This window comes from Microcoleus sp. Pol10D4, assembly GCF_036701555.1.
GTDB lineage: Bacteria > Cyanobacteriota > Cyanobacteriia > Cyanobacteriales > Microcoleaceae > Microcoleus.
In genome coordinates this window covers 5,001-26,234 of sequence record NZ_JAUBRA010000003.1, presented here as the reverse complement: position 1 = coordinate 26,234, position 21,234 = coordinate 5,001, and the positions used below count along the sequence as shown (strand labels likewise).

Below are 21,234 nucleotides of genomic sequence, written 5' to 3'. Positions count from 1 at the left end.
TTTATGATTGACAGAGAAGAAGTTCGGAAAGTAGCGAATTTAGCGAGATTGGAATTAACGCCGGAAGAAGAAGAGCAGTTTACTGGTCAACTTAACGGTATTTTGGATTATTTCGAGCAGTTGAGTGAACTGGATACGAGTAAGGTGCAGCCGACAACGCGGGCGATCGATGTCAGTAATGTAATGCGATCGGACGATTTGCAACCCTTTGCTAAGGGAGAAAGTATTTTGGAGGGAGCTCCCGATCGCGATGGGGAGTTTTTCAAAGTGCCTAAGATTATGTAAGGTTCCCGCTGCATACTTAACTGAGGAAAATCACTTGAGGGGCTGGCTCCCATGCCAACCCCACAAGCAGATTAAACTAAGTGTGGAACAGGTAATAAGTAAGCCCGGTAAAAGCCACCCCACAAGCCGATTAAACTGATAGAAACCAAAAACAATCTCACTCATAGGGATAAATTTGTAAAGTTCATTCTTGGGGTGACAAATAGTCATGTATGTATTAATTGGTGGAGCAGGAATGATGGGGCTGGGTTTAGCCCAGCAGCTATTAAAAGTCGGTCATACGGTTGCCATCATCGATGCCGACCCGCTGGCCTGTCGCTTTGCTCGTGAAAAAATCGGAGTAATGGCATTTGAAGGCAGTGCGGTGAGTACAACGGTTCTTCTGGAAGCGGGAATTAAACAAGCAAACGCAGTCGTTGCAGCACTCAGGGATGATGCACTGAATTTAGCGCTGATCACCCTATCCAGAAGCTATGGCATTTCCCATATTGTGGTGCGAATGCGCGATCGCGAATTCCTGGAAGCCTATCGACTTGCCGGGGCCAGTCACATCATCAGTACGATTGATTTGGCAGTTGCATCAATGGCGAATGCGATTGAATATCCCCAAATCGAATCTATGATGCACTTTGAACACGGGCAAGTCGAGGTATTAAAGCTGCCAGTTCCAGGCGATTGCAAGGTGGCAGGTCGCACCGTTGCTCAAATTGCTCAAGACCCTCGTTTTCCAAAAGGTTCGCTGATTATTGGTTATCAATGCCATGCCTGCGCCAATCTGGAGATTCCGAACGGTCATACAGTTCTTGAAGCAGGCTCTACCATCTTGGTCGTCACCCGTCCAGAGCTAGTTCACCAGATGATTGATTACCTCGGCATTCGCGCTAGTCATCTGCCAACGTTAGAAGTTTCTCATCCAAATCTTTGATGTAAGGATGAACCAGATCCTCTGGGACAATTCGCTTGCGGAGGGCATCGCTAACTGCTCCTTTTTCTGCTAGAAGCAATCGCCGCCGAATCGTATCTAGCCCGCTGCGATCGTCCTGTACTTGCCCGGCCCGATGTTGATTGTAGAGATCGCGCAGCACTCGCTCAGACTGTGCTACTCGTGCTTGATACGATGCCCATAACTCTTCGTAAACTGCCTTCGGCAACACGCCAGATTTCAGCAAACTATCTAGCTCATCTTGAGCCGCTTTGGAAGCAATCAACTGAATCTGTAACTGCCCAGCTTCCTGCATTACATCAGAAACACGGCTGATTTGTAACCGTTTTACCAGCCAGGGTAAACTTAATCCCTGTCCTACCAAGGAGAATAAAACTGCACCGAAAACCAGCGCAATGATGTTATCTCGTCCTGTCAATCCCAGAGGAATACTAAGCGCCAGTGCCATCGAGAGTGAGCCTTTGATGTTTCCCAGAAACAGAACGTGTTGCCAGCGCAGGGGAATCGGACGATCGAACCACCGCAGCGCCGCTAACAACAGATATACCGAGAGAATCCGTGCCAGTTGATACGCCAAAATAACGAACAGAATGGATGGCAAAATTCTCCACAGTGTCAGCGGGTTAATCTCAATGCCGATCAGCAGAAAAATAAATGTATTGACCCCAAAACCAGCGTACTCCCAGAAGCTCAGTAGCGTAATTCGATCCGAGGCTGATGTAGTGCGAGAAAGCCCCAGATTGCCAAAAATAAGTCCGGCGATCACCACCGCCACCGCACCGGATACCCCCAAAAATTGCCCGATTTGGAATGTTCCTAACGCCAGCGCCACGGTCAGCAAGAGACTACTCAACGGGTCATTTAATCGAACAAATATCGGCAGACTCAAGTAACCTAAGATGACACCCACGAGTCCCCCACCCAAGGCAACCACGAGCAGTTCCTTAAGTCCTCCTACGACGGTAAGAGAACCTGTAGCATAAACGACTAGAATCAAATTGAATGAAACCAGGGCAGCCGCATCATTGAACAGGGTTTCTCCTTCCACGATGGTGGATAGCCGGGAAGGCACACGAATCTCTTTAAAAACCGCGATCATTGAGACTGTATCAGTGTTTGCCAGAATGACTCCGATCAGCAACGCCGGAATCCAGTCTAGTCCTAGCCCAAATTTAACCAGAACAGCAATAATTGCTGAAGATAAGATCGAGCCTGGGCCCGCCAGCAGGGCGATCGGCTTAAAGGTGCTGCGGAGACGGCTGATATCAGTATTGATAGCTGCTTCAAAAATCAGAATTGGTAGGAAAAGATTTAATACTAAAGAGGGGTCTAAACCAATTCGACGTGACAATACCTCCGTAATGGGCAAGCCTGCTAACACTAAGCCCGTCACATAGGGAATTCGCAACCGTTGGGTTACGAGTGCCACAACAGTTGCAATCAGCAGCAGAATGATCAAGATGATGACCAATTCAGAAATAACTCCTGCTGTTTGGCTATTTGTAGCAGGATCGCTGCCCAAGGGAGTTGGTTGCGCTACAATCGACTCGATCACCGATACTCCTGTCATAAACTCGTTTTCCTCACAGAAATTGACAGATTAACTACGGTTTTAGTCTACAGGAGACGGTTCACTATGCTGTAGGCGTAACTGCAATTTATATGGTTTATTTGGATGAATGCCGATGAAGCTGAAACAGCATTTTTGGTTTGGTTCGGCGATCTGAGCGTTTTTAAAGTGCAATTTTTTTTGTAGATCTGGATGATTTCCAAACCCTTACAGGATGCTAATTGCTCTTAATTGTGCTGGTATTTAATGTTTTTAACAGTCTCTTCTGAAGTGTTGCCGACCCGATCGCGGTTGCCGAATCGGCGGGTACTGGAAGTTGTCTATCCGTATGTCAGGAATAGGATAGCGATTGCCCAAAATCATCGATCGTCACATTTTTAAGTGGTTTTAGAGGTTATGTTTTGCGGGACTAAATTCCTCGAAGGTAATCCTCCTTTCTGACCTTGAATTTAGGTAGCATCACAGACACGCCACGTCAGAATCTCCCAACGTTTAAGGACAGGTTCAGCAATCACGATCTCATTTTCTATTGCCTCTATGACGAGCAAATAATCTCCCTGGCTAAATCTGTCATTGTACATTCTTGCTTGTTCTTCTGGCACCAACCATCCTTGAAGTGCGCCATATAGACCGCCAGCAGTTGCAGCAATCCCACTTCCAAAGAAAGTTGCTAAAATGCTTTCCACCGCTACTGCCTGACCAATACCGGGAATTAGCAGGCTGCTGAGTCCAACAATTAAGGCTACTGAACCTAGTCGTATGCTGCCTAAGATTGCGCCTACTTGTGCGCCTGCTGCTCTTGTCATTAAAATTTGCTGCACGCCCAGAGAGTCCAAATCATCATTGTCAGAAGGTTTAGCAATCACTGAGATCTTGTGCATGGGGAAGCCCCTGCTTTTTAGCTCAACTAGCGCCTGCTTTGCGTTTCGATGATTAGTAAAGAGGCCGCTAGCACGTTTGAGATTTGGGTAATTCATGAGAAATATTCAATATTCAACGCTACAAAGTTGGTAAATAGTGTGTAAAGTCGCTTGCAATGACTGCATCACAAAAACCGCTTAGTTCAAAGGTGCAAAACGCTTTAGCAAAGCTGACAAAGCAATCATTGGCAGTCCGAATCCGATACAAATTAAGCCTTGGATTGTGTTCAAAGCTTCAGTGTTGAATAACAGATTCATCATGCCCCATTGGCTAAACAGGAATTGGAGAATGAAAATAGCCCCAATGCCGATCGCTACAGCATAGCTAACTGATTCATCTTTACCGCGTAGTTTGGCGACGATCGCCGGAACGAAGCGACTGATGCTTAACAGGTAAAAAGCTTCGGCCGCCACCAATGCTTGAATTGCCATCGTCCGGGCTAGAGCTTCATTGCCTGTGGTTTGGACGATCCATTCAAACATCCCAAAGATCGCAATCCAGTTAAATACCGAAACTGTCAGAATCCGAGCAGTCAGCCTACGAGACAGAAGCGGTTCATTGGCAGGTCGAGGCGGCTGTTGCATGACATTGGGAGAGGGCGGCTCAAATGCCAACGGTAAGCTCAATGCAACTGAACTGACCATATTCAGCCAGAGAATTTGTACTGGCAAAATGGGTAGTGGGGTTGCCAGAAGTACGGCAATCAAGATGGTCATGGACTCTCCACCATTCACGGGCAGGATGAAGGCGATCGCCCGCAGCAGATTCTTATAAACCGTGCGCCCTTCCTTAACTGCTTTCTCGATCGAAGCAAAGTTGTCGTTTGTCAACAGCATATCCGCTGCTTCTTTTGTAACTTCGGTGCCTGTAATACCCATCGCTATCCCAATGTCAGCTTGCTTCAGGGCAGGAGCATCATTAACTCCATCTCCAGTCATCGCCACAATCTCACCCTTAGACTGAAGTGCTTCGACAATACGGAGCTTTTGCTCTGGTGCGACACGAGCAAATACACAGCTTTGTTCAACAGCATTGGCTAATTGCTGCTGATTCATTTGAGCGAGTTCTTGACCTGTAAAAACGGGAGCCTCTTGGGTTTGATTTAGTCCCATTTGTTGCGCGATTGCTGCTGCTGTTTTGGCATGGTCGCCCGTAATCATCTTGACTTGAATTCCCGCAGACCGACAGGCTTGAATCGCTTGAATCGCTTCGGGGCGAGGCGGGTCGATCATGCCTTGCAGACCCACAAAAGTTAACCCTTCCTCAATATCAGAATGCTCAATTGAAGATTGAGAAGCGGGTACAACTTTCTTGGCAAGTGCCAGAACTCGTAACCCTTTTTTCGCCATTCTGTCCACTGTTTGCTCGATCGGCGCGGGGTTGAGGGATCTCGCCTCTCCCTCTTCATCGAGCATCTGGCGACACCGTTTGAGAATTGCCTCGATCGAACCCTTGACATAAATCAACCGTTGTGGGCGATCGTCGTGTAAGGTTGCCATGTATTGAAACTGAGATTCAAACGGCAGTGTATCGAGCCGGGAAAGCGATTCCTCCAGTTTCTCAGTAATTAACCCCGCTTTTTGGGCTACCGCAACCAGCGCCCCTTCCGTTGGACTACCGACTACAGTCCAGTTCCCGTCTTGCACTTCTAGATGCGAATCGTTGCACAACAATCCTGCTTGCAGGCATTCATATAAGGCAGGTGCGTTCGTCAAGTCAACGGAATGTCCATTTACAGAAATTTCCCCGTCTGGTGCATATCCTCCACCGCTAACCCGATATCGCTTTCCACCGGCATCAATCTCTTGAACTGTCATTTGATTCTCAGTCAAGGTTCCAGTTTTGTCGGAACAAATCACGGTGGTGCTGCCGAGTGTCTCAATTGCCGGAAGTTTGCGAATAATGGCGTGCTGCTTTGCCATTTGGGAAACCCCGATCGCCAGTGTCACCGTTAAAATCGCGGGTAAGCCTTCAGGAATCGCGCTGACCGCAAGCGCCACAGATGCCTTGAACACCTCAACCCAAGAAAATCTCTGGGCAATGCCTGCAGCAAAGGTGAAGGCAGCCAAACCTAAAATGACATAGAGCAAGGTTTTGCTAAATTTGTCAATTTTGCGACTCAGTGGGGTTTCCAGTGTGGTACTTTGCTGCATGAGTTGGGAGATGTGTCCGGTCTCGGTCATGTCACCAATGCTGACGACCAGTCCGCGTCCCTGTCCAAACGTTACCAGGCTTCCGGTATACGCCATATTCGTGCGCTCGGCCAGTGCAGCGTCTGCCTCTAGCGCCTGGGATTGCTTCTGAACCGGGACAGATTCTCCCGTTAACGCTGACTCATCGACCTGTAAGTCACGGACTTCGATCAGCCGTAGATCTGCAGACACTTTATCCCCTGAAGACAGCAAGACGAGATCGCCAGGAACCAGTTCACTGGATGAAACCACTTGCTTTTGACCATTGCGGAGAATGGTTGCCTCAGTTGCAACAGATTTTGCTAAAGCGGCGATCGCATTCTCTGCCTTTGACTCTTGAACGAAACCAATGGTGGCATTCGTCAGAGCAACCCCAAAAATTACCCCTGAATCAATCCACTCTTTCAGAAATGCTGTTACTATCCCAGCAGCTAACAAAATGTAGATTAGCGGCTGATTCAGTTGCTGAAAAAATCGCAACCAGGCACTTTGCTGCTTCTGAGCCGTTAGTTGATTGGGGCCGAGGATCTCGCGCCGTTCGGCTGACACCTCAGAAGATAGACCTATTTCCAGGTCAGTCTCTAAAATCTGAGCCACTTTCTCGACAGAGAGGTGGTGCCAAGAGTGTTCTACTAATTTTTCTACATTGGTTGCAGTCATAAGCTGATACGCATTTAAATTGGGATTTTTGAACCCTAGACTCCTTGCACCCTGGCTTTCAGGCAAAAAATTTAAATGCTGAACAGCTTAACGTTTCTTGTCAAGCCAAGTGCTTATCTGTTATTTCGTCTTGTTTCTAGCGTTATTGATGAATGTGAGCCAAAAGTGATGGACTGATTTCTGTTAATCATATTTGGATCACATTTGCTTCCTATACTGAGGCAGAGAACCGATTAAGATAACTTATAGAATTGCCAACCTTAGTTCACTGGATTTGATTGATTGTTGCCTTTTATTAATAGGGTTGTCAAAAGCATTACTTTTGATAGATGAACTATGGTACATTTACTTGTTAATTTGAAAGCTCAAAAACTTCATGCTGAGGTTTATGGGCAAAATTGCGTTTCACAACAAACAAAACAAACAAAGAATATGCAATTATTAAAGCTATTGGTGCAAGGAATCAGCGTCAGCACAGTTGCAGTTTTGGGTTTAGGTGCTTGCACCCCCCCCAATACTCCACAGACAACTGTCCCATCTACTTCTGCTCCCACAACTGCCACTGGAAATACGACTGTTCCAACCACTCCAGTGCCTGCAACCACGACCGCACAGACGCCTCAGAATCAAGACATTGACGATATTGCCGATCGCGTAGAAGAGGCTTTAGACTCCGATATTACCCTCAAGCAATTCGATTTGGACGCAGACGATCGGGATAATTCGATTGTGTTAACAGGGCGCGTTCAAACGGCAGAACAAAAAGCATTGGCAGAACAAATTGCTCGGCAAACTGCAGCGAATGTTTCCATCAATAACGAAATCGTTACTCAGTAGTTTTAATCCTCAAGCAGCAAGAGTATTGGACGCTTCTTGCTGCTTGAGGAATTGCTCGATCGCAGCGAGAAAACCTATAAATTTAACAACCTTATTTGACTGGATGCGATCGCAATATTGAAACAATAAACTTATTCAACAATTTCGTAACGAACTAACTGGCGAACATTTTGACGTGATAACTGGAGTTCTTGGGCGATCGCTGCCTCTATCTGGGTTGCGTCAGTCATTGGCAATTCTAATTCCAATCGCTTCAAAATCGGTTCTGCCGTTTCTACCGCAACCTGGGTGGTTCCTTGTTTTCGGTTAATCACCGCGTTGATCAGCAATATATTGACAGACACCGTTGCTTTAAGCTGGGTATCTGCCTGAAGTTTATTATTTGCGATCTGGGGTTTTTGTAATTCTTGAGCCATTAGGAAACTGGAGCTAACCCAAAACGCGATCGCCACAAACGGCAATGGCAACCAAAACTCTGCGCCTGATGCTTTTAGCCAACGTCTAATCATCCGCTATTCTTTCCCATCCCTTCTGAGGCTAATAATATCTATTGGCACTTTAATAGAACTTGCTCCTAAAATCTAGCTTAAAGAAGATGCGCGAATCACCTCAAACTCTAATAATTCTGAAAACTGCAAGCTGCGAAGGAGGCGATCAGAGATATGAGAGTTTTGCTCGTGGAGGACGATCCAAAGCAACTGATGCCACTTCAAACAGTGCTGTCTCAAGCAGGGCATAGCGTGGATGGGGTAAAAGATGGAGAGACGGCACAGTGGCTGTTATCAGAAAAAGAATATGATTTGTTGATTTTGGACTGGATGTTGCCACATATCAGTGGGGTAAACCTCTGTCGTCAATATCGATCGGCAGGGAAAACAGCGCCGATTTTGATGATCACCGCAAGAGATACCACGCCGGAAAAAGTGACCGGGTTAGACGCAGGTGCAGATGATTACCTGGTGAAACCGATCGACTTGGTTGAATTCATGGCACGAGTGCGGGCATTAAGACGGCGATCGCCCCTTTGGCAAGGAGATACGCTCAGCCTTGAGGATCTGCACCTCCACCTCGATACTCTTACTGTTGAGCGACAAGGTGCAACCGTTTCCCTCTCCAGTCGAGAGTTTCAGTTGTTGGAGTATTTTATGCGTCATCCCCGACAGGTTTTGACTCGGAATCAGATTCAACAAGGCGTGTGGGAATGGGGGACTGAACCAGAGAGCAATGCGATCGCGGTTCTCATTCGCAAACTCCGCCAACGCTTGCAGGCTGTAGGAGCCGGAGACTGGATTGAGAGCATTTACGGTATGGGTTATCGCCTCACTTCCCCTCTCAAGTGATGATTGGAAAGCCAAGTCATGTTTAATCAAAGTCGTCGCAATCTGGCTCGTTGGTTCACCCTCTCAATGGGAAGCATTCTTGTGCTGTTTGCTGGGGTGATTTATCAGATTGAGGTAAAAGATAAACTAGAGGCGCTCGATCGACTGCTGTATGACAAAACTCGAATCATGGCTGCCAGCGTGCATTATGAAGTTCGCCAAAACCAGAACCAGGTCGATCTGAGTCATGTTTCCTTGTTAGGTAGTGGTTCCCATCCCCTTGCGGAAGATCTGATTTACGTGCGCTGGTATAACGCACAAGGGCGGCTAGTTCGTTTTTTTGGGAATTCTCCTGCCGATCAGTTAAATACGCCCTTTGGTTATCTCACAGTTCGATCGACCGATCCACTTTTGGGAAAAGGAATCTGGCTGCGTCAGGTGACATTACCCGTTGAAGGTAGAACAGGGGTACTCGGTCATCTTCAGGTTGCAACTCCCCTGACAGAAACTCAAAACAGGCTCACTGAGCTTCAGATTGTGCTAACTCTCGCTGTCCCCCTGACACTGGGCTTAATTGCCCTCACAGGTTGGTTTCTCAGTGGGCTGGCCATGCAACCGATTCGGCAAGCCTATCAGCAGCTTCAGCGCTTTACAGCCGATGCCTCTCACGAGTTGCGATCGCCCCTGTCTGCCATTCTCACTAATGCCCAGCTTGGGTTGCTGATCGCGGGTGATGATTCACGTTACCATCCTTCCTTACAAAACATTGTAGATAGCGCAAAATCAATGGGAGCGCTGGTGAATAATTTACTGCTGTTGGCTCGTCATCAAGGGCGACTTGCGCCGGAATCGCTCAAGTTAATCAATCTCAACGAGTTGCTGAGCAATTTAGCAACCCAGTTTGTCGCACTTGCAGAACCCCAAAATATCAAACTCACCTGCGAATCATCGGCACAACGGATTGAATTATTGGCCGATCCTGATTTGCTGCGGCAAGTAGTCGAAAACTTGCTTTACAATGCCTGTAAATATACTCCCGTTGGCGGAACTGTAAAGATACGCCTAGTTCTTCATTCCAATTTGGCAGTTATTCAGATAATCGATACGGGAATCGGTATTTCAGAAGCGGACTTACCCTATATTTTCGATCGCTTCTATCGGGTGGACACCGATCGCTCGCAGGAGAGTGGAGGCTTTGGGCTGGGGTTAGCGATCGTCCAACAGATTGTCCAGGCCCATGGTGGAAAAATTCATGTGACGAGTGAAGTGGGCAAAGGCTCAACGTTTCAGATTGAACTGCCGCTCAAACCTTATCACTAAGCCGCCTCAAACGAGATAGAAGGTGCACTCTGCTTTAGACGTAACTGCAATGTATGTGGTGTATTTGGATGAATGCCGATGAAGCTGAAACATGATTTCTGGGTTGGTTGGGCGATCGCCGCGATCGTCATTACCTCTTGTTCTGAGCAGACAACCTCACAAAGGCAACAACCTGATACAAAACGTGAAACCTCACTGAGATCGGTCACGTTAGATAAAACAAAAGTTGTGATGGGACAAACCGTATATGTCCCTATTTACTCGCATATTTATCACTACAATAGCCAGGATGAGGTGATGGAGTTGTCAGCCACGCTCAGTATTCGCAATACGGATTTGACAAATTCGATTATTATCACTTCTGTGCGTTACTACGATAGCGATGGGAAATTGATTAGGCAGGATATTAAGAGTCCTGTAGAACTCAAGCCGCTTGCTTCTACACACTTTTTCATTGCAGCAAATGATACAAGTGGAGGCTCAGGTGCCAACTTTATTGTGGAGTGGGTTGCAGAAAAAACGGTTTATGAGCCTGTCATTGAAGCTGTCATGATCAGTACCTCTTTTTCTCAGGGCATTTCATTTATTAGTCCCGCTAAAGTTCTCAAGCAACACAAAATGCCAAAATGATTTTAGAGTATTAAATTCTTGCTTTACAAGGTAGTTTTAGACTACCATAAGAGGAGCATCTCATATTTGTAAAAACACTTATTCTGGCTTCTTACTTCTGAAGCTTTTCTCCTGGCTCCTGACTCCTAACTTCAATTTCTAGTTCGGCTGCTTTCATTGAAATGCTCGCCTTTTAAATTTTTAACTTTGTACATCACTATTTATTGCAGAATAAAACAATAGCATTACTGTGCATGACTACCCAACTTTTCTCTGTTAAAATTAGAGAGCTTGAGGGTAAATACTAAAAAATTTAATGAGGACTTAGGTTATGGAAAAGCGACAATTGGGGACATCACAAATTCAGATTACCCCGATAATTATGGGGACTTGGCAAGCTGGCAAGCGGATGTGGGTGGGAATTGAGGATGCTGAAACTGTCAAAGCAATGCGCGCCGCTTTTGAGGCAGGTATTACCACCTTTGATACGGCTGAGGTTTACGGAGAAGGGCATTCGGAACAAATTATCGGTCAAGCACTTTCAGATGTGCGATCGCAAGTAGTTTATGCTAGCAAAGTTTTCGCCAACCACCTGAAACCCGATTTGGTAATCGAAGCCTGCGATCGATCGCTAAAAAACCTCAACACCGATTATATCGACCTTTACCAAATCCACTGGCCCGCTGGCACTTGGAATTCCGAGTTAGTGCCAATTGCAGACACAATGGACGCCCTGAACAAGTTAAAAGAACAGGGAAAAATTCGGGCGATCGGCGTTTCCAACTTCTCCCGTGCCCAAATAGAAGAAGCCGCCCAATACGGACGCATCGACAGCTTGCAACCGCCCTATTCTCTGTTTTGGCGCTGGGTAGAAAAAGATGCTATGTCCTATTGTGTGGACAATCATATCTCCATCATTGCCTATTCATCTCTAGCTCAAGGAATATTGACAGGTAAATTCGGGCCAGAACACAAGTTTGAAGAAGGCGACCACCGCGCCAAAAATAAGCTGTTCATCAAAGAAAATTACGACCGAGTGCAAACAGCATTAAATCAACTCAGGCCAATTGCCGATCGCCACCAGACAAGCTTGGGCAACTTAGCTTTAGCCTGGTTGATTTCCCAGCCACAAACAAATGCCATTGTCGGCGCGCGCGACGGGGAACAAGCAGCCGAAAATGCTAAAGCTGCTGAGGTAAAATTGAGTGAAGAGGAATTAAAAGAAATTGACGCGATCGGGCGAAAAGTCACCGATCATTTAGACGATAACCCCGTTATGTGGAACTTCTAAAACAGAACTGACGCAACTGGCATATATAGTAAGGTGCGTCAGAACATACATCCTAGATAATCATCCTAGAAATTCGTCTGACGCACCCTACAAGTCGATAGGAGTGTGACTTGTGCAAGAGGTATAATATTTACTGCGCTGTGGAAATATTCAAAAAGTTAAAATCCAAAATCTAAAATCCAAAATCTAAAATCGAATGAGTTACTGCCTAAATCCCAACTGTTCCAAGCCACAAAACCCTCCCGCCGCTAAAATTTGTCGAAATTGCCGTTCAAAACTGCTGCTGCGCGATCGCTACCGGGCTATAAAGGCGATCGGACAAGGCGGTTTTGGTAGAACATTCCTCGCCGTTGACGAAGACAAACCCTCAAAACCCCGCTGCGTCATCAAACAATTTTTACCCCCAGAAACCCCACTCATCCCATCAGCAAGCAATCGCAACAGCAAAAAAGCAGCCGAACTTTTTGAACAAGAAGCAATGCGATTAGACGAATTGGGCAAACACCCTCAAATTCCCGAACTATTAGCCTATTCCATCCAAGACAGCAGACAATATGTAGTCCAAGAATTTATCGACGGGCAAAATTTAGCACAAATTGTAGAAACAGAAGGCAGATTTACAGAAAATCAAATTCAAGACTTACTCAATAGCTTATTACCCGTCCTTCACTTCATCCATTCCCACAACGTTATTCACCGAGACATCAAACCCGGAAACATCATCCGCCGCGCCGACAAACAATTAGTTCTAGTAGACTTTGGCGCCGCCAAAATTGCTACAGGTACAGCATTACTCAAAACAGGAACCAGCATCGGCAGCCCCGAATACATCGCCCCCGAACAAGCTAGAGGCAAAGCATTTTTTACCAGCGATTTGTACAGTTTAGGTGTAACTTGTTTGTATTTGCTAACTCAAGTTTCCCCTTTTGACCTGTTCGATCCTGGTGAAGATTCCTGGATATGGCGACAGTATTTGGCTAACAACCCCGTGAGTGAACAACTAGGGAAAATTTTAGACAAAATGATTGCCAATGCTACTAACCGCCGCTATCAAACGGCTGTTGAAGTATTAAAAGAAATTAATCCCCAAATTGCGATCGATCTAGCAATTCCTCAAACAAATTCCAAGTTAGTTAAACCCGGAAAAACTCCCACCCCGCCCCAACAGCAAACCTATAACTGGCAATGTATTCACACCCTAACAGGTCACAAAAACTTAATTTACTCTGTTGCTTTCAGCCCCAACGGAGAAGTTGTAGCCAGCGGCAGCGATGACAAAACAATCAAGCTGTGGCGTGTTGAAGACGGGCAAGAAATTGTCACCCTCACAGGACACGCTAACTCGGTTTATACAGTAGCTTTCAGCCCGGACGGACTAATGCTAGCCAGCAGCAGCCACGACAAAACTGTCAAACTTTGGCGGATGAAAGATGGACAAGAAATCCGCACCCTGATTGGTCACAGTAACTCAGTTTACGGCGCAGCTTTCAGTCCAGATGGAACTCTGATTGCTAGCAGCAGTTGGGACAAAACAATCAAGATTTGGCGCGTCAAAGACGGGCAAGAAGTTCGCACCCTTGCGGGTCACACTAATTTAGTTTATTTTGTTGCTTTTAGCCCTGATGGTGAAACTATTGCTAGTTGCAGTTGGGACAGAACAATCAAGATTTGGCGAGTTAAAGATGGGAAGCTAATTCGCACACTTACAGGTCATACAGACTCCGTTCGCTGCATAGCTTTCAGTCCCAATGGAGAGTTTTTGGCTAGCGGCAGCCACGATAATACTATTAAGATTTGGTGGGTCAAAGATTGGCAAGAAGTTTTAACTATCGCAGGACATTCTTGGTATGTTGATTCTATTGCTTTTAGTCCAGATGGCGAGATTCTGGCTAGCAGCAGCAATCAAACTATCAAGATTTGGCGAGTGAAAGACGGTCAAGAAATTTGTAATATTGCGGGTCATAATAACTCGGTCTATTCTGTTAATTTTAGCCCGGAAGGAGAGTTTATGGCTAGCGGCAGCAGTGACAAAAGTATTAAGATTTGGCAGAATATGACGTTGGTTTAATTGCCCGCAATCAAAAGCGTTTTTAGTAAGGATTTTTGTCTTTATTGACTAATAATTTTGTATAAAAAGTTTTATGGCGCGGGATTTTTTCCCTAACTCCAGATGATTTATGAATTTTAAACAGAAGTACGATCGCCCTTCCTCCACCTCTTCAACAACTCCGGCGTCACCAAACCTTGCGGAAAAAATATCGTCCCCAAAACAATTAGCAACCCAAAAATAATTAACCGTCCATCCCGCAGAAATTGTGCCAACCAAAGCGGCAATCCCTGAATAGTCGCCATTCCCCTCAAAACCTCCGGCAAAGCAGTAAACACCATCCCACCCAAAACTGCTCCCAGAAACGTTCGGCTACCACCAATCAACACAGAAGTCAAGTAAATAATACTAGCATCAAAAGTACCTTGACGGGCGTTCCAAGTATTCAGGAAATGAGCGCTAACTGCACCCACAACCCCAGCTAAAACAGCACCTAACGTGAAAGCCAAAACCTTATAAAAAGTTGGGTTAATGCCGATCGCATCAGCCGCCAACTCATCAGCGCGGATTGCAGCAAAAGCCCGCCCCACCCGAATCCGTTCCAGCCGATACACAATCGCCATACTTACCAACAGTAAAGGTAGTACAATCCACAAATACTCGATCGGCGTCGCAAACGGTTGCGGAATCCCAAAAATCCCCACAGCCCCGCCAGTGATATCTAAATTCAGCGATAAAACCCGCAAAATTTCCACAAAAGCAATAGTTGCGATCGCCAAATAAATGCCACTTAACCGCAGGGCCGGAATTCCCACTAAAATCCCCAGCAACCCCGAAACAGCCCCTGCAATTATCATCTCCAATAACAACAATGGCAGAGGAAACAAACCCCCTGTCTGTTGAAACACCGTTGTAGACAAAATCGCCGCAATATACCCGCCTAAAGCATAAAAACCAGGGCTAGCCAGAGACAACTGTCCAGTCATTAGAGGCAAATACAGTGACATTCCCAACATTGCACCCAGCAACATCGAGACAATCAGAAACCCATAAGTAGTAAAAAATGTAGCCATTTGATTTTAGATATTTTAGATTAGAATTTATTAAGGAAAATCGGGTTAGCTTGGTTTCCAATTTGGATTGATTAAGCTAGTCTGAATATGGTCTTCCCACCGACCATTTATCAACAAATAGTCTCTAGAGTAACCTTCTACCATAAATCCTAATCTTTTAAGTAGATTACCGCTACGCTGATTGTGAGGTATATAATTTGCTATAATGCGATGTAAATTTAACTCTCCAAAAACATATTGAATTGCAACTCGCACAGCTTCCGTTATATAACCTTTACCTTGTTGCGCTTCTGCCAGATTATATCCCAAAAAGCAAAACTGACCGGCACCTCGTACAAAATTATCAAAGTTAACGTTGCCGAGAAGATACTCAGGATTAGCCTTATCAAAAATCCACAGCTTTAAAGATTTGTCAGACTCAAATCCTTGGAAATCTTTCTCTACTTGTTTTTGCCAATAACTTTCCGTTAAAAAGTCCTCCGCCCAATGTCGGTGCCAGGGAGTAAAAAACTTTTGATTTTCACTATAAAATTTAATAATTTCGCAGATATCGTCTTGATTTGCTAATCGCAACAAAAGGCGATCGCTTACAATTAATGGAACTTCTAATTTCATATAATATCCATTTAGCAACTGAGGCACTAGAGTTATGGCAAATAATTCTACACTTTTTGAATCAAACGTCGTCCAAACAAACCCTGCGGCCTAACCAACAGCATAATAAACAATATAGCAAAAGCCACAGCATCCTTATAAGCCGAAAAATCCCCCGGTACGAAAGCCTCCACCAAACCAATTAAAAACCCACCCAAAACAGCCCCAGGAATACTCCCTAATCCACCAAGTACAATCACCGCCAAACCCTTCAAACCAAAAGCAATACCAAAATACGGCCCAGCAATACTCACACTAGAACCCACCAAACTCCCCGCCAAACCAGCCAGAAAACTGCTCACAAAAAACGTCAAAACAATATATCTGTCAGTATCAATACCCAACAGACTAGAAGTAGTAGCATCTTCAGCCACCGCCTGCATTGCTTTACCAAATTTAGTGAAATTTATTAAGTAAGTTAGAAGACTAACAATCGCAATAGCTACGCCAAAAATCAGTATTTGAACAGTGCGAATAGGAATCTGTTTATCTGCCGTACCAAAGTTAATAGCTGCCGGCAAATTGCCGTAAGTATTAGTAGGAAAAGTGTAAATTTCAGCACCGACAAGATACTGGATGATATTGGCGATCGCCACCGCCGCCCCCAAACTAGAAACCACCGTCAGCAGAGGATCTGAGTTTCTGCGGCGCAAAGGCAAAAAAGCAACTCTTTCAACAATTACTCCCACCAAACCAGCCAGCGTACTGCCCAAAATTATGGCCACAGCAAAAGGAAACTGTACGGGAATTCTCGCATTAGCCAACAACCCGTTAAAACCAAAAGCACCGCCCATCAGCGCATAAGTGAAATAAGCACCCAAAGTAAACACTGCACCGTGAGCAAAATTAATAATTCCGAGAATAGAAAACACTAGGGTGTATCCCAGGGCAAAAATAGCATACACGCTGCCGATCGATAAACCATTCAAAAATTGTTGCAGAAACAGAGTTAAGTCCATCACCAGTTAAGAATTGAGCCTCACACCGAAATCATTCTACAACAAAAAACATACAATTTTTACTCTGACTTCTGACTTCCCCCCAAGGGGGAGCCGGGGGGGAGACTTCAGACTCACACTCAATAACTCATCCGTGTATCTGTGTCGTGACTGACTTCATTTCAAAAACTCAAATTTACCGTTATTACCATCAGCATCCATTTTTATCTGTGCCACATAAAACTCTTTCTGATTGATTTCACCTTCAGGCGTAAAAGAAATTTCCCCCAAAGGCGTATCGTACTTTCCACTCAACAACTGCTGATTCAAATTTGTACGCAATTCTGCCAAAGGCTTTTGGCTAACCTTAGACTTAGCATTAATTTCTTTTAATGACTCAACAAAAACTTGTACGCCAGTAAAAGCTTGAGCGCTAAACTGAGGAGGTTCCTTCTTAAATTGAGCGCGATAAGCATCACGAAAAGCCTTATTAATCTCATTCTGATATTCCGGGCTGTATGCTTGGGCAATTAAGACCCCCTCGCAAAGAGCCTTGCAAACCGAAAATACATTGGAAGTATTCAGACCGTTGCCCCCAATGATAACGCCTTTGTAGCCCAACTCCCGCAACTGCTTAATTAAATTGCCTCCATCTGCGGCCAACCCAGAAATAATTATCAAATCGGGCTTGACATTGATCGCATTAGTGGCTTGAGATTGGAAATCTGTATCAGTAGTCAAGAATTTTTGGACTGTTGCCAATTCCAGTCCCATATCTTTAACCGTTGTCTGAAAAGTTTCAGTCTCAGATTTGCTAAAAGCATCATTCTGAGCAAAAAACACGGCTACTTTCTTAATATTGGGATTTTGCTTCAGGGCCGCCTTAACCGCATTAGGTGCTACCACGGCGACAGGCGCCGAGACTCTAGCCACATAATCGCCAATCTGGGGAATGCCTTTAGCGGTGTTGGATGGTCCGAGTACGGGAATTTTTGCGCGATCGGCGATCGGATCGGCACTAAAAGCCTGCTGCGAGAGAGTTGGGCCCACAATACCCACCACCTTATCCTGATTAATCAGAGTATTGAAGGCATTGATCGCCCCTTGTTCATCTCCACCCGTATCTTGGAACACCAGTTTAATCGGCGTCCCATCCACACCGCCCTTATCGTTGAAATACTTCTCAGCAATTTTTGCCCCAGCCACCTGTTCCTGACCGAGTAAAGCCACATTGCTAGTTTGCGCCACCCCAACCCCAACGGGAATAGCGGTAGAGTTCCCCGCAGCCGAACCCTGTGGCGAAGTTCCCGGAGAGGGCGAAGTACCTGGAGATAATGTAGTCGATGTCTGGGGAGTGTTCGTCTGAGTGCAAGCCATCAGCAGTGAAGCGCAGGTAACGAACAAGGCACTAGGGCGAGGGGCAGGTTTTTTCATGAGCGGGCGATCGAACACATATATATAGACCATCTCTATATAGAACATCTATATGTGCAAATATTCTACCGATTCGCCGGAGAGTCCCGGTCCAAAGCGTATTTCTGGGTCAAAAAGCAGACTCAATCCCTAAAGAGGAGTGAGGCAGAGGATACCGGAGCCGACAATAAGTGTCGAAAGCCTTGGTGTGTATAGCTTTAAAAAAAAGTCAAAAATATTTTCGCAAAACGCTTGACAACCCTGGGGAGAGTTGATACATTAATAAAGCGCCAGAAGGGAAGCGGTTCACTGAACCACGAACAAAAGGCAAGAAACTGAACCTAGAAAAAAGAATAGTTTGAAAGCTTAAAGCACTATTAACCTCGTCAAAAAAATCAAGATAGAGAGTAAAAGCGAGAGCTAATACTTAATATCGCAAACAACGAGAAAAAAGTCAAGGGAAAAAAACTAGCATTTGTGCTGAGTGGAAAGAACTTGACGAGCCTTAAAAGAACAATCCAACACGGAGAGTTTGATCCTGGCTCAGGATGAACGCTGGCGGTCTGCTTAACACATGCAAGTCGAACGGAGTAGAAATACTTAGTGGCGGACGGGTGAGTAACGCGTGAGAATCTGCCTTCAGGACGGAGACAACAGTTGGAAACGACTGCTAAGCCCCGATGTACCGAAAGGGAAAATATTTATAGCCTGAAGATGAGCTCGCGTCCGATTAGCTAGTTGGAGGGGTAAGAGCCCACCAAGGCGACGATCGGTAGCTGGTCTGAGAGGACGATCAGCCACACTGGGACTGAGACACGGCCCAGACTCCTACGGGAGGCAGCAGTGGGGAATTTTCCGCAATGGGCGAAAGCCTGACGGAGCAAGACCGCGTGGGGGAAGAAGGCTCTTGGGTTGTAAACCCCTTTTCTCTGGGAAGAAAGTTGTGAAAGCAACCTGACGGTACCAGAGGAATCAGCATCGGCTAACTCCGTGCCAGCAGCCGCGGTAAGACGGAGGATGCAAGCGTTATCCGGAATGATTGGGCGTAAAGCGTCCGCAGGTGGCAGTTCAAGTCTGCTGTCAAAGACCGGGGCTTAACTTCGGAAAGGCAGTGGAAACTGAACAGCTAGAGTATGGTAGGGGCAGAGGGAATTCCTGGTGTAGCGGTGAAATGCGTAGAGATCAGGAAGAACATCGGTGGCGAAGGCGCTCTGCTGGACCATAACTGACACTCAGGGACGAAAGCTAGGGGAGCGAATGGGATTAGATACCCCAGTAGTCCTAGCCGTAAACGATGGATACTAGGTGTTGTCTGTATCGACCCGGACAGTGCCGTAGCTAACGCGTTAAGTATCCCGCCTGGGGAGTACGCACGCAAGTGTGAAACTCAAAGGAATTGACGGGGGCCCGCACAAGCGGTGGAGTATGTGGTTTAATTCGATGCAACGCGAAGAACCTTACCAGGACTTGACATGTCGCGAATCTTCTGGAAACAGAGGAGTGCCTTCGGGAGCGCGAACACAGGTGGTGCATGGCTGTCGTCAGCTCGTGTCGTGAGATGTTGGGTTAAGTCCCGCAACGAGCGCAACCCTCGTGTTTAGTTGCCATCATTAAGTTGGGCACTCTAAACAGACTGCCGGTGACAAACCGGAGGAAGGTGGGGATGACGTCAAGTCAGCATGCCCCTTACGTCCTGGGCTACACACGTACTACAATGGTAGGGACAGAGGGCAGCCAACCCGCGAGGGCGAGCTAATCCCGTAAACCCTGCCTCAGTTCAGATTGCAGGCTGCAACTCGCCTGCATGAAGGCGGAATCGCTAGTAATCGCAGGTCAGCATACTGCGGTGAATCCGTTCCCGGGCCTTGTACACACCGCCCGTCACACCATGGAAGTTGGCCACGCCCGAAGTCATTACTCTAACCTTTCGAGGAGGAGGATGCCGAAGGCAGGGCTGATGACTGGGGTGAAGTCGTAACAAGGTAGCCGTACCGGAAGGTGTGGCTGGATCACCTCCTTTTAGGGAGACCATCTGATAGTCGACCGAACCTAAACAATAGGTCGTTGTCAGTTATCCCTGGTCGTTCGAGGAATAGATGTCAAAGCTTTCAAACTATTAACTGGTTCGGAACTCGCGGGCTATTAGCTCAGTTGGTTAGAGCGCACCCCTGATAAGGGTGAGGTCCCTGGTTCAAATCCAGGATGGCCCACCTGGAAAAAAGTGATGAATTGTCAGTAATGAGTAATGGATCATCTTAGATGAATTCAGGACTCATAAAATCAAAATCAGAACTTGCTTAGTGGGGGTATAGCTCAGTTGGTAGAGCGCCTGCCTTGCACGCAGGAAGTCAGCGGTTCGAGTCCGCTTACCTCCACTCTCACTAACTATAACCAACACAAAAAACTCAAATAAATAGAAATCAGCACCCAGACTAACTTTGTCAAAGAAGCTCAAAAAAGAAGTCGGAATGCTGGAGTCTAGAACTCTAGTCAGAACCTTGAAAACTGCATAGAAATTAAGTCATCAAAGCGTGTCAGTCATCCGAGCAATCGGAGTATCTGACAAGCGACCACCATGAAAAAATCAAGTGGTCAAGTTACAAAGGGCTAACGGTGGATACCTAGGCACACAGAGGCGAAGAAGGACGTGGCGACCGACGATAAGCTCCGGGGAGCTGGAAGCAAGCATTGATCCGGAGATGTCCGAATGGGGCAACCCAGTAAGCATCAGTTGAATACATAGACTGATAGCAGCGAACCCAGCGAATTGAAACATCTTAGTAGCTGGAGGAAGAGAAAGCAATAGCGATTTCCCAAGTAGTGGTGAGCGAACGGGAAACAGCCTAAACCAGAGGTTTTTACTTCTGGGGTCGTGGGACAGTCAATTAACGTATCTTCAAGCTAGACAAAGCAGTTGAAAGCTGCACCAGAGAAGGTGAAAGTCCTGTAGTCGAAAGTAGAAAAGAGCGTGACTGTATCCCGAGTAGCACGGGGCCCGTGAAATCCCGTGTGAATCAGCGAGGACCATCTCGTAAGGCTAAATACTACTGTGTGACCGATAGTGAACCAGTACCGCGAGGGAAAGGTGAAAAGAACCCCGGAAGGGGAGTGAAATAGAACATGAAACCGTTAGCTTACAAGCAGTGGGAGGACGATTTAACG

The 21,234-nt window shown here is 46.2% G+C and carries 16 protein-coding genes, 2 tRNA genes and 2 rRNA genes (1 of these 20 cut by a window edge); 12 read left to right on the top strand and 8 right to left on the bottom strand.

Annotated elements, in window-relative coordinates; translation table 11 throughout:
* Positions 1-3 precede the first annotated feature (3 nt).
* Positions 4-285 (top strand): Asp-tRNA(Asn)/Glu-tRNA(Gln) amidotransferase subunit GatC, encoded by a 282-nt coding sequence (gatC, locus tag QUA36_RS02540; RefSeq protein ID WP_006635952.1) that lies wholly within the window; start codon positions 4-6, stop codon positions 283-285.
* Between the two features lie 208 nt (positions 286-493).
* On the top strand, positions 494-1,210 hold the full coding sequence (locus QUA36_RS02535; protein WP_333164536.1) for a TrkA family potassium uptake protein: 717 nt from the start codon (positions 494-496) through the stop codon (positions 1,208-1,210).
* Here QUA36_RS02535 and QUA36_RS02530 read toward each other — a convergent pair.
* The 3 genes from QUA36_RS02530 to QUA36_RS02520 form a co-directional block, all read right to left on the bottom strand.
* Positions 1,167-2,798, bottom strand: a complete 1,632-nt coding sequence (locus tag QUA36_RS02530) for a sodium:proton antiporter (RefSeq protein WP_333455371.1) — start codon at positions 2,796-2,798, stop codon at positions 1,167-1,169. The genes QUA36_RS02535 and QUA36_RS02530 overlap by 44 nt on opposite strands.
* A 449-nt stretch (positions 2,799-3,247) precedes the next feature.
* A complete protein-coding gene (locus QUA36_RS02525) occupies positions 3,248-3,679 on the bottom strand; it encodes a hypothetical protein (RefSeq protein ID WP_333455369.1) in 432 nt (143 codons plus the stop codon).
* Between the two features lie 177 nt (positions 3,680-3,856).
* Positions 3,857-6,571, bottom strand: a complete 2,715-nt coding sequence (locus QUA36_RS02520) for a cation-transporting P-type ATPase (RefSeq protein ID WP_333455367.1) — start codon at positions 6,569-6,571, stop codon at positions 3,857-3,859.
* A gap of 336 nt (positions 6,572-6,907) precedes the next feature.
* On the opposite strand from QUA36_RS02520, the gene QUA36_RS02515 reads away from it, so the two are divergent.
* The gene (locus QUA36_RS02515) at positions 6,908-7,408 is read left to right on the top strand and encodes a BON domain-containing protein (RefSeq protein ID WP_333455366.1); all 501 of its coding nucleotides are present in this window, start codon (positions 6,908-6,910) and stop codon (positions 7,406-7,408) included.
* 131 nt (positions 7,409-7,539) lie between these two features.
* Here the strand turns inward: QUA36_RS02515 and QUA36_RS02510 are convergent, their stop codons facing one another.
* Positions 7,540-7,917 (bottom strand): hypothetical protein, encoded by a 378-nt coding sequence (locus QUA36_RS02510; RefSeq protein ID WP_333453167.1) that lies wholly within the window; start codon positions 7,915-7,917, stop codon positions 7,540-7,542.
* A 153-nt stretch (positions 7,918-8,070) separates the two neighbouring features.
* On the opposite strand from QUA36_RS02510, the gene rppA reads away from it, so the two are divergent.
* The 5 genes from rppA to QUA36_RS02485 all read left to right on the top strand — a co-directional run bounded on the left by rppA (position 8,071) and on the right by QUA36_RS02485 (position 14,015).
* The gene (gene rppA / locus QUA36_RS02505) at positions 8,071-8,748 is read left to right on the top strand and encodes a two-component system response regulator RppA (RefSeq protein WP_333164521.1); all 678 of its coding nucleotides are present in this window, start codon (positions 8,071-8,073) and stop codon (positions 8,746-8,748) included.
* Positions 8,749-8,766: 18 nt separating this feature from the next.
* On the top strand, positions 8,767-10,047 hold the full coding sequence (locus QUA36_RS02500) for a HAMP domain-containing sensor histidine kinase (RefSeq protein WP_333455364.1): 1,281 nt from the start codon (positions 8,767-8,769) through the stop codon (positions 10,045-10,047).
* Positions 10,048-10,125: 78 nt separating this feature from the next.
* The gene (locus QUA36_RS02495) at positions 10,126-10,677 is read left to right on the top strand and encodes a DUF3124 domain-containing protein (RefSeq protein ID WP_333164516.1); all 552 of its coding nucleotides are present in this window, start codon (positions 10,126-10,128) and stop codon (positions 10,675-10,677) included.
* Between the two features lie 310 nt (positions 10,678-10,987).
* Complete coding sequence (locus QUA36_RS02490; protein ID WP_333455362.1) at positions 10,988-11,947, top strand: aldo/keto reductase; 960 nt, start codon at positions 10,988-10,990, stop codon at positions 11,945-11,947.
* Between the two features lie 196 nt (positions 11,948-12,143).
* Positions 12,144-14,015, top strand: coding sequence for a serine/threonine-protein kinase (locus QUA36_RS02485; protein WP_333455360.1), 1,872 nt, complete (start codon positions 12,144-12,146; stop codon positions 14,013-14,015).
* 116 nt (positions 14,016-14,131) lie between these two features.
* Here QUA36_RS02485 and QUA36_RS02480 read toward each other — a convergent pair whose 3' ends face one another.
* The 4 genes from QUA36_RS02480 to QUA36_RS02465 form a co-directional block, all read right to left on the bottom strand.
* Positions 14,132-15,067, bottom strand: coding sequence for a branched-chain amino acid ABC transporter permease (locus QUA36_RS02480; RefSeq protein WP_194009930.1), 936 nt, complete (start codon positions 15,065-15,067; stop codon positions 14,132-14,134).
* 45 nt (positions 15,068-15,112) lie between these two features.
* A complete protein-coding gene (locus tag QUA36_RS02475) occupies positions 15,113-15,682 on the bottom strand; it encodes a GNAT family N-acetyltransferase (protein WP_333455358.1) in 570 nt (189 codons plus the stop codon).
* 47 nt (positions 15,683-15,729) lie between these two features.
* Positions 15,730-16,680 carry a branched-chain amino acid ABC transporter permease gene (locus QUA36_RS02470; RefSeq protein ID WP_333164615.1) on the bottom strand — a complete coding sequence of 317 codons (951 nt, stop codon included), beginning with the start codon at positions 16,678-16,680 and terminating at the stop codon, positions 15,730-15,732.
* 156 nt (positions 16,681-16,836) lie between these two features.
* Positions 16,837-18,093 (bottom strand): ABC transporter substrate-binding protein, encoded by a 1,257-nt coding sequence (locus QUA36_RS02465; RefSeq protein WP_333455356.1) that lies wholly within the window; start codon positions 18,091-18,093, stop codon positions 16,837-16,839.
* A 499-nt stretch (positions 18,094-18,592) separates the two neighbouring features.
* Here QUA36_RS02465 and QUA36_RS02460 point away from each other — a divergent pair.
* The 4 genes from QUA36_RS02460 to QUA36_RS02445 form a co-directional block, all read left to right on the top strand.
* A 16S ribosomal RNA gene (locus tag QUA36_RS02460) occupies positions 18,593-20,092 on the top strand.
* A 116-nt stretch (positions 20,093-20,208) separates the two neighbouring features.
* Positions 20,209-20,282: transfer RNA gene (locus QUA36_RS02455), tRNA-Ile, on the top strand.
* Positions 20,283-20,374: 92 nt separating this feature from the next.
* Positions 20,375-20,447, top strand: a tRNA-Ala gene (locus tag QUA36_RS02450).
* A gap of 215 nt (positions 20,448-20,662) precedes the next feature.
* Positions 20,663-21,234 (top strand): 23S ribosomal RNA (locus QUA36_RS02445); it runs 2,331 nt beyond the window's last position.
* Together the 16S and 23S rRNA genes with 2 tRNA genes alongside form the textbook arrangement of a ribosomal RNA operon.

Excerpts from the sequence above, each read along its gene's own strand:
- QUA36_RS02465 (WP_333455356.1), bottom strand. The coding sequence starts at position 18,093 with ATGAAAAAACCTGCCCCTCGCCCTAGTGCCTTGTTCGTTACCTGCGCT.
- QUA36_RS02470 (WP_333164615.1), bottom strand. The coding sequence starts at position 16,680 with ATGGACTTAACTCTGTTTCTGCAACAATTTTTGAATGGTTTATCGATC.
- QUA36_RS02500 (WP_333455364.1), top strand. The coding sequence starts at position 8,767 with ATGTTTAATCAAAGTCGTCGCAATCTGGCTCGTTGGTTCACCCTCTCA.
- QUA36_RS02485 (WP_333455360.1), top strand. The coding sequence starts at position 12,144 with ATGAGTTACTGCCTAAATCCCAACTGTTCCAAGCCACAAAACCCTCCC.
- QUA36_RS02535 (WP_333164536.1), top strand. The coding sequence starts at position 494 with ATGTATGTATTAATTGGTGGAGCAGGAATGATGGGGCTGGGTTTAGCC.
- QUA36_RS02495 (WP_333164516.1), top strand. The coding sequence starts at position 10,126 with ATGAAGCTGAAACATGATTTCTGGGTTGGTTGGGCGATCGCCGCGATC.
- QUA36_RS02515 (WP_333455366.1), top strand. The coding sequence starts at position 6,908 with ATGGTACATTTACTTGTTAATTTGAAAGCTCAAAAACTTCATGCTGAG.
- QUA36_RS02475 (WP_333455358.1), bottom strand. The coding sequence starts at position 15,682 with ATGAAATTAGAAGTTCCATTAATTGTAAGCGATCGCCTTTTGTTGCGA.
- QUA36_RS02530 (WP_333455371.1), bottom strand. The coding sequence starts at position 2,798 with ATGACAGGAGTATCGGTGATCGAGTCGATTGTAGCGCAACCAACTCCC.
- QUA36_RS02490 (WP_333455362.1), top strand. The coding sequence starts at position 10,988 with ATGGAAAAGCGACAATTGGGGACATCACAAATTCAGATTACCCCGATA.
- gatC (WP_006635952.1), top strand. The coding sequence starts at position 4 with ATGATTGACAGAGAAGAAGTTCGGAAAGTAGCGAATTTAGCGAGATTG.
- QUA36_RS02520 (WP_333455367.1), bottom strand. The coding sequence starts at position 6,571 with ATGACTGCAACCAATGTAGAAAAATTAGTAGAACACTCTTGGCACCAC.
- QUA36_RS02525 (WP_333455369.1), bottom strand. The coding sequence starts at position 3,679 with ATGCACAAGATCTCAGTGATTGCTAAACCTTCTGACAATGATGATTTG.
- rppA (WP_333164521.1), top strand. The coding sequence starts at position 8,071 with ATGAGAGTTTTGCTCGTGGAGGACGATCCAAAGCAACTGATGCCACTT.
- QUA36_RS02480 (WP_194009930.1), bottom strand. The coding sequence starts at position 15,067 with ATGGCTACATTTTTTACTACTTATGGGTTTCTGATTGTCTCGATGTTG.
- QUA36_RS02510 (WP_333453167.1), bottom strand. The coding sequence starts at position 7,917 with ATGATTAGACGTTGGCTAAAAGCATCAGGCGCAGAGTTTTGGTTGCCA.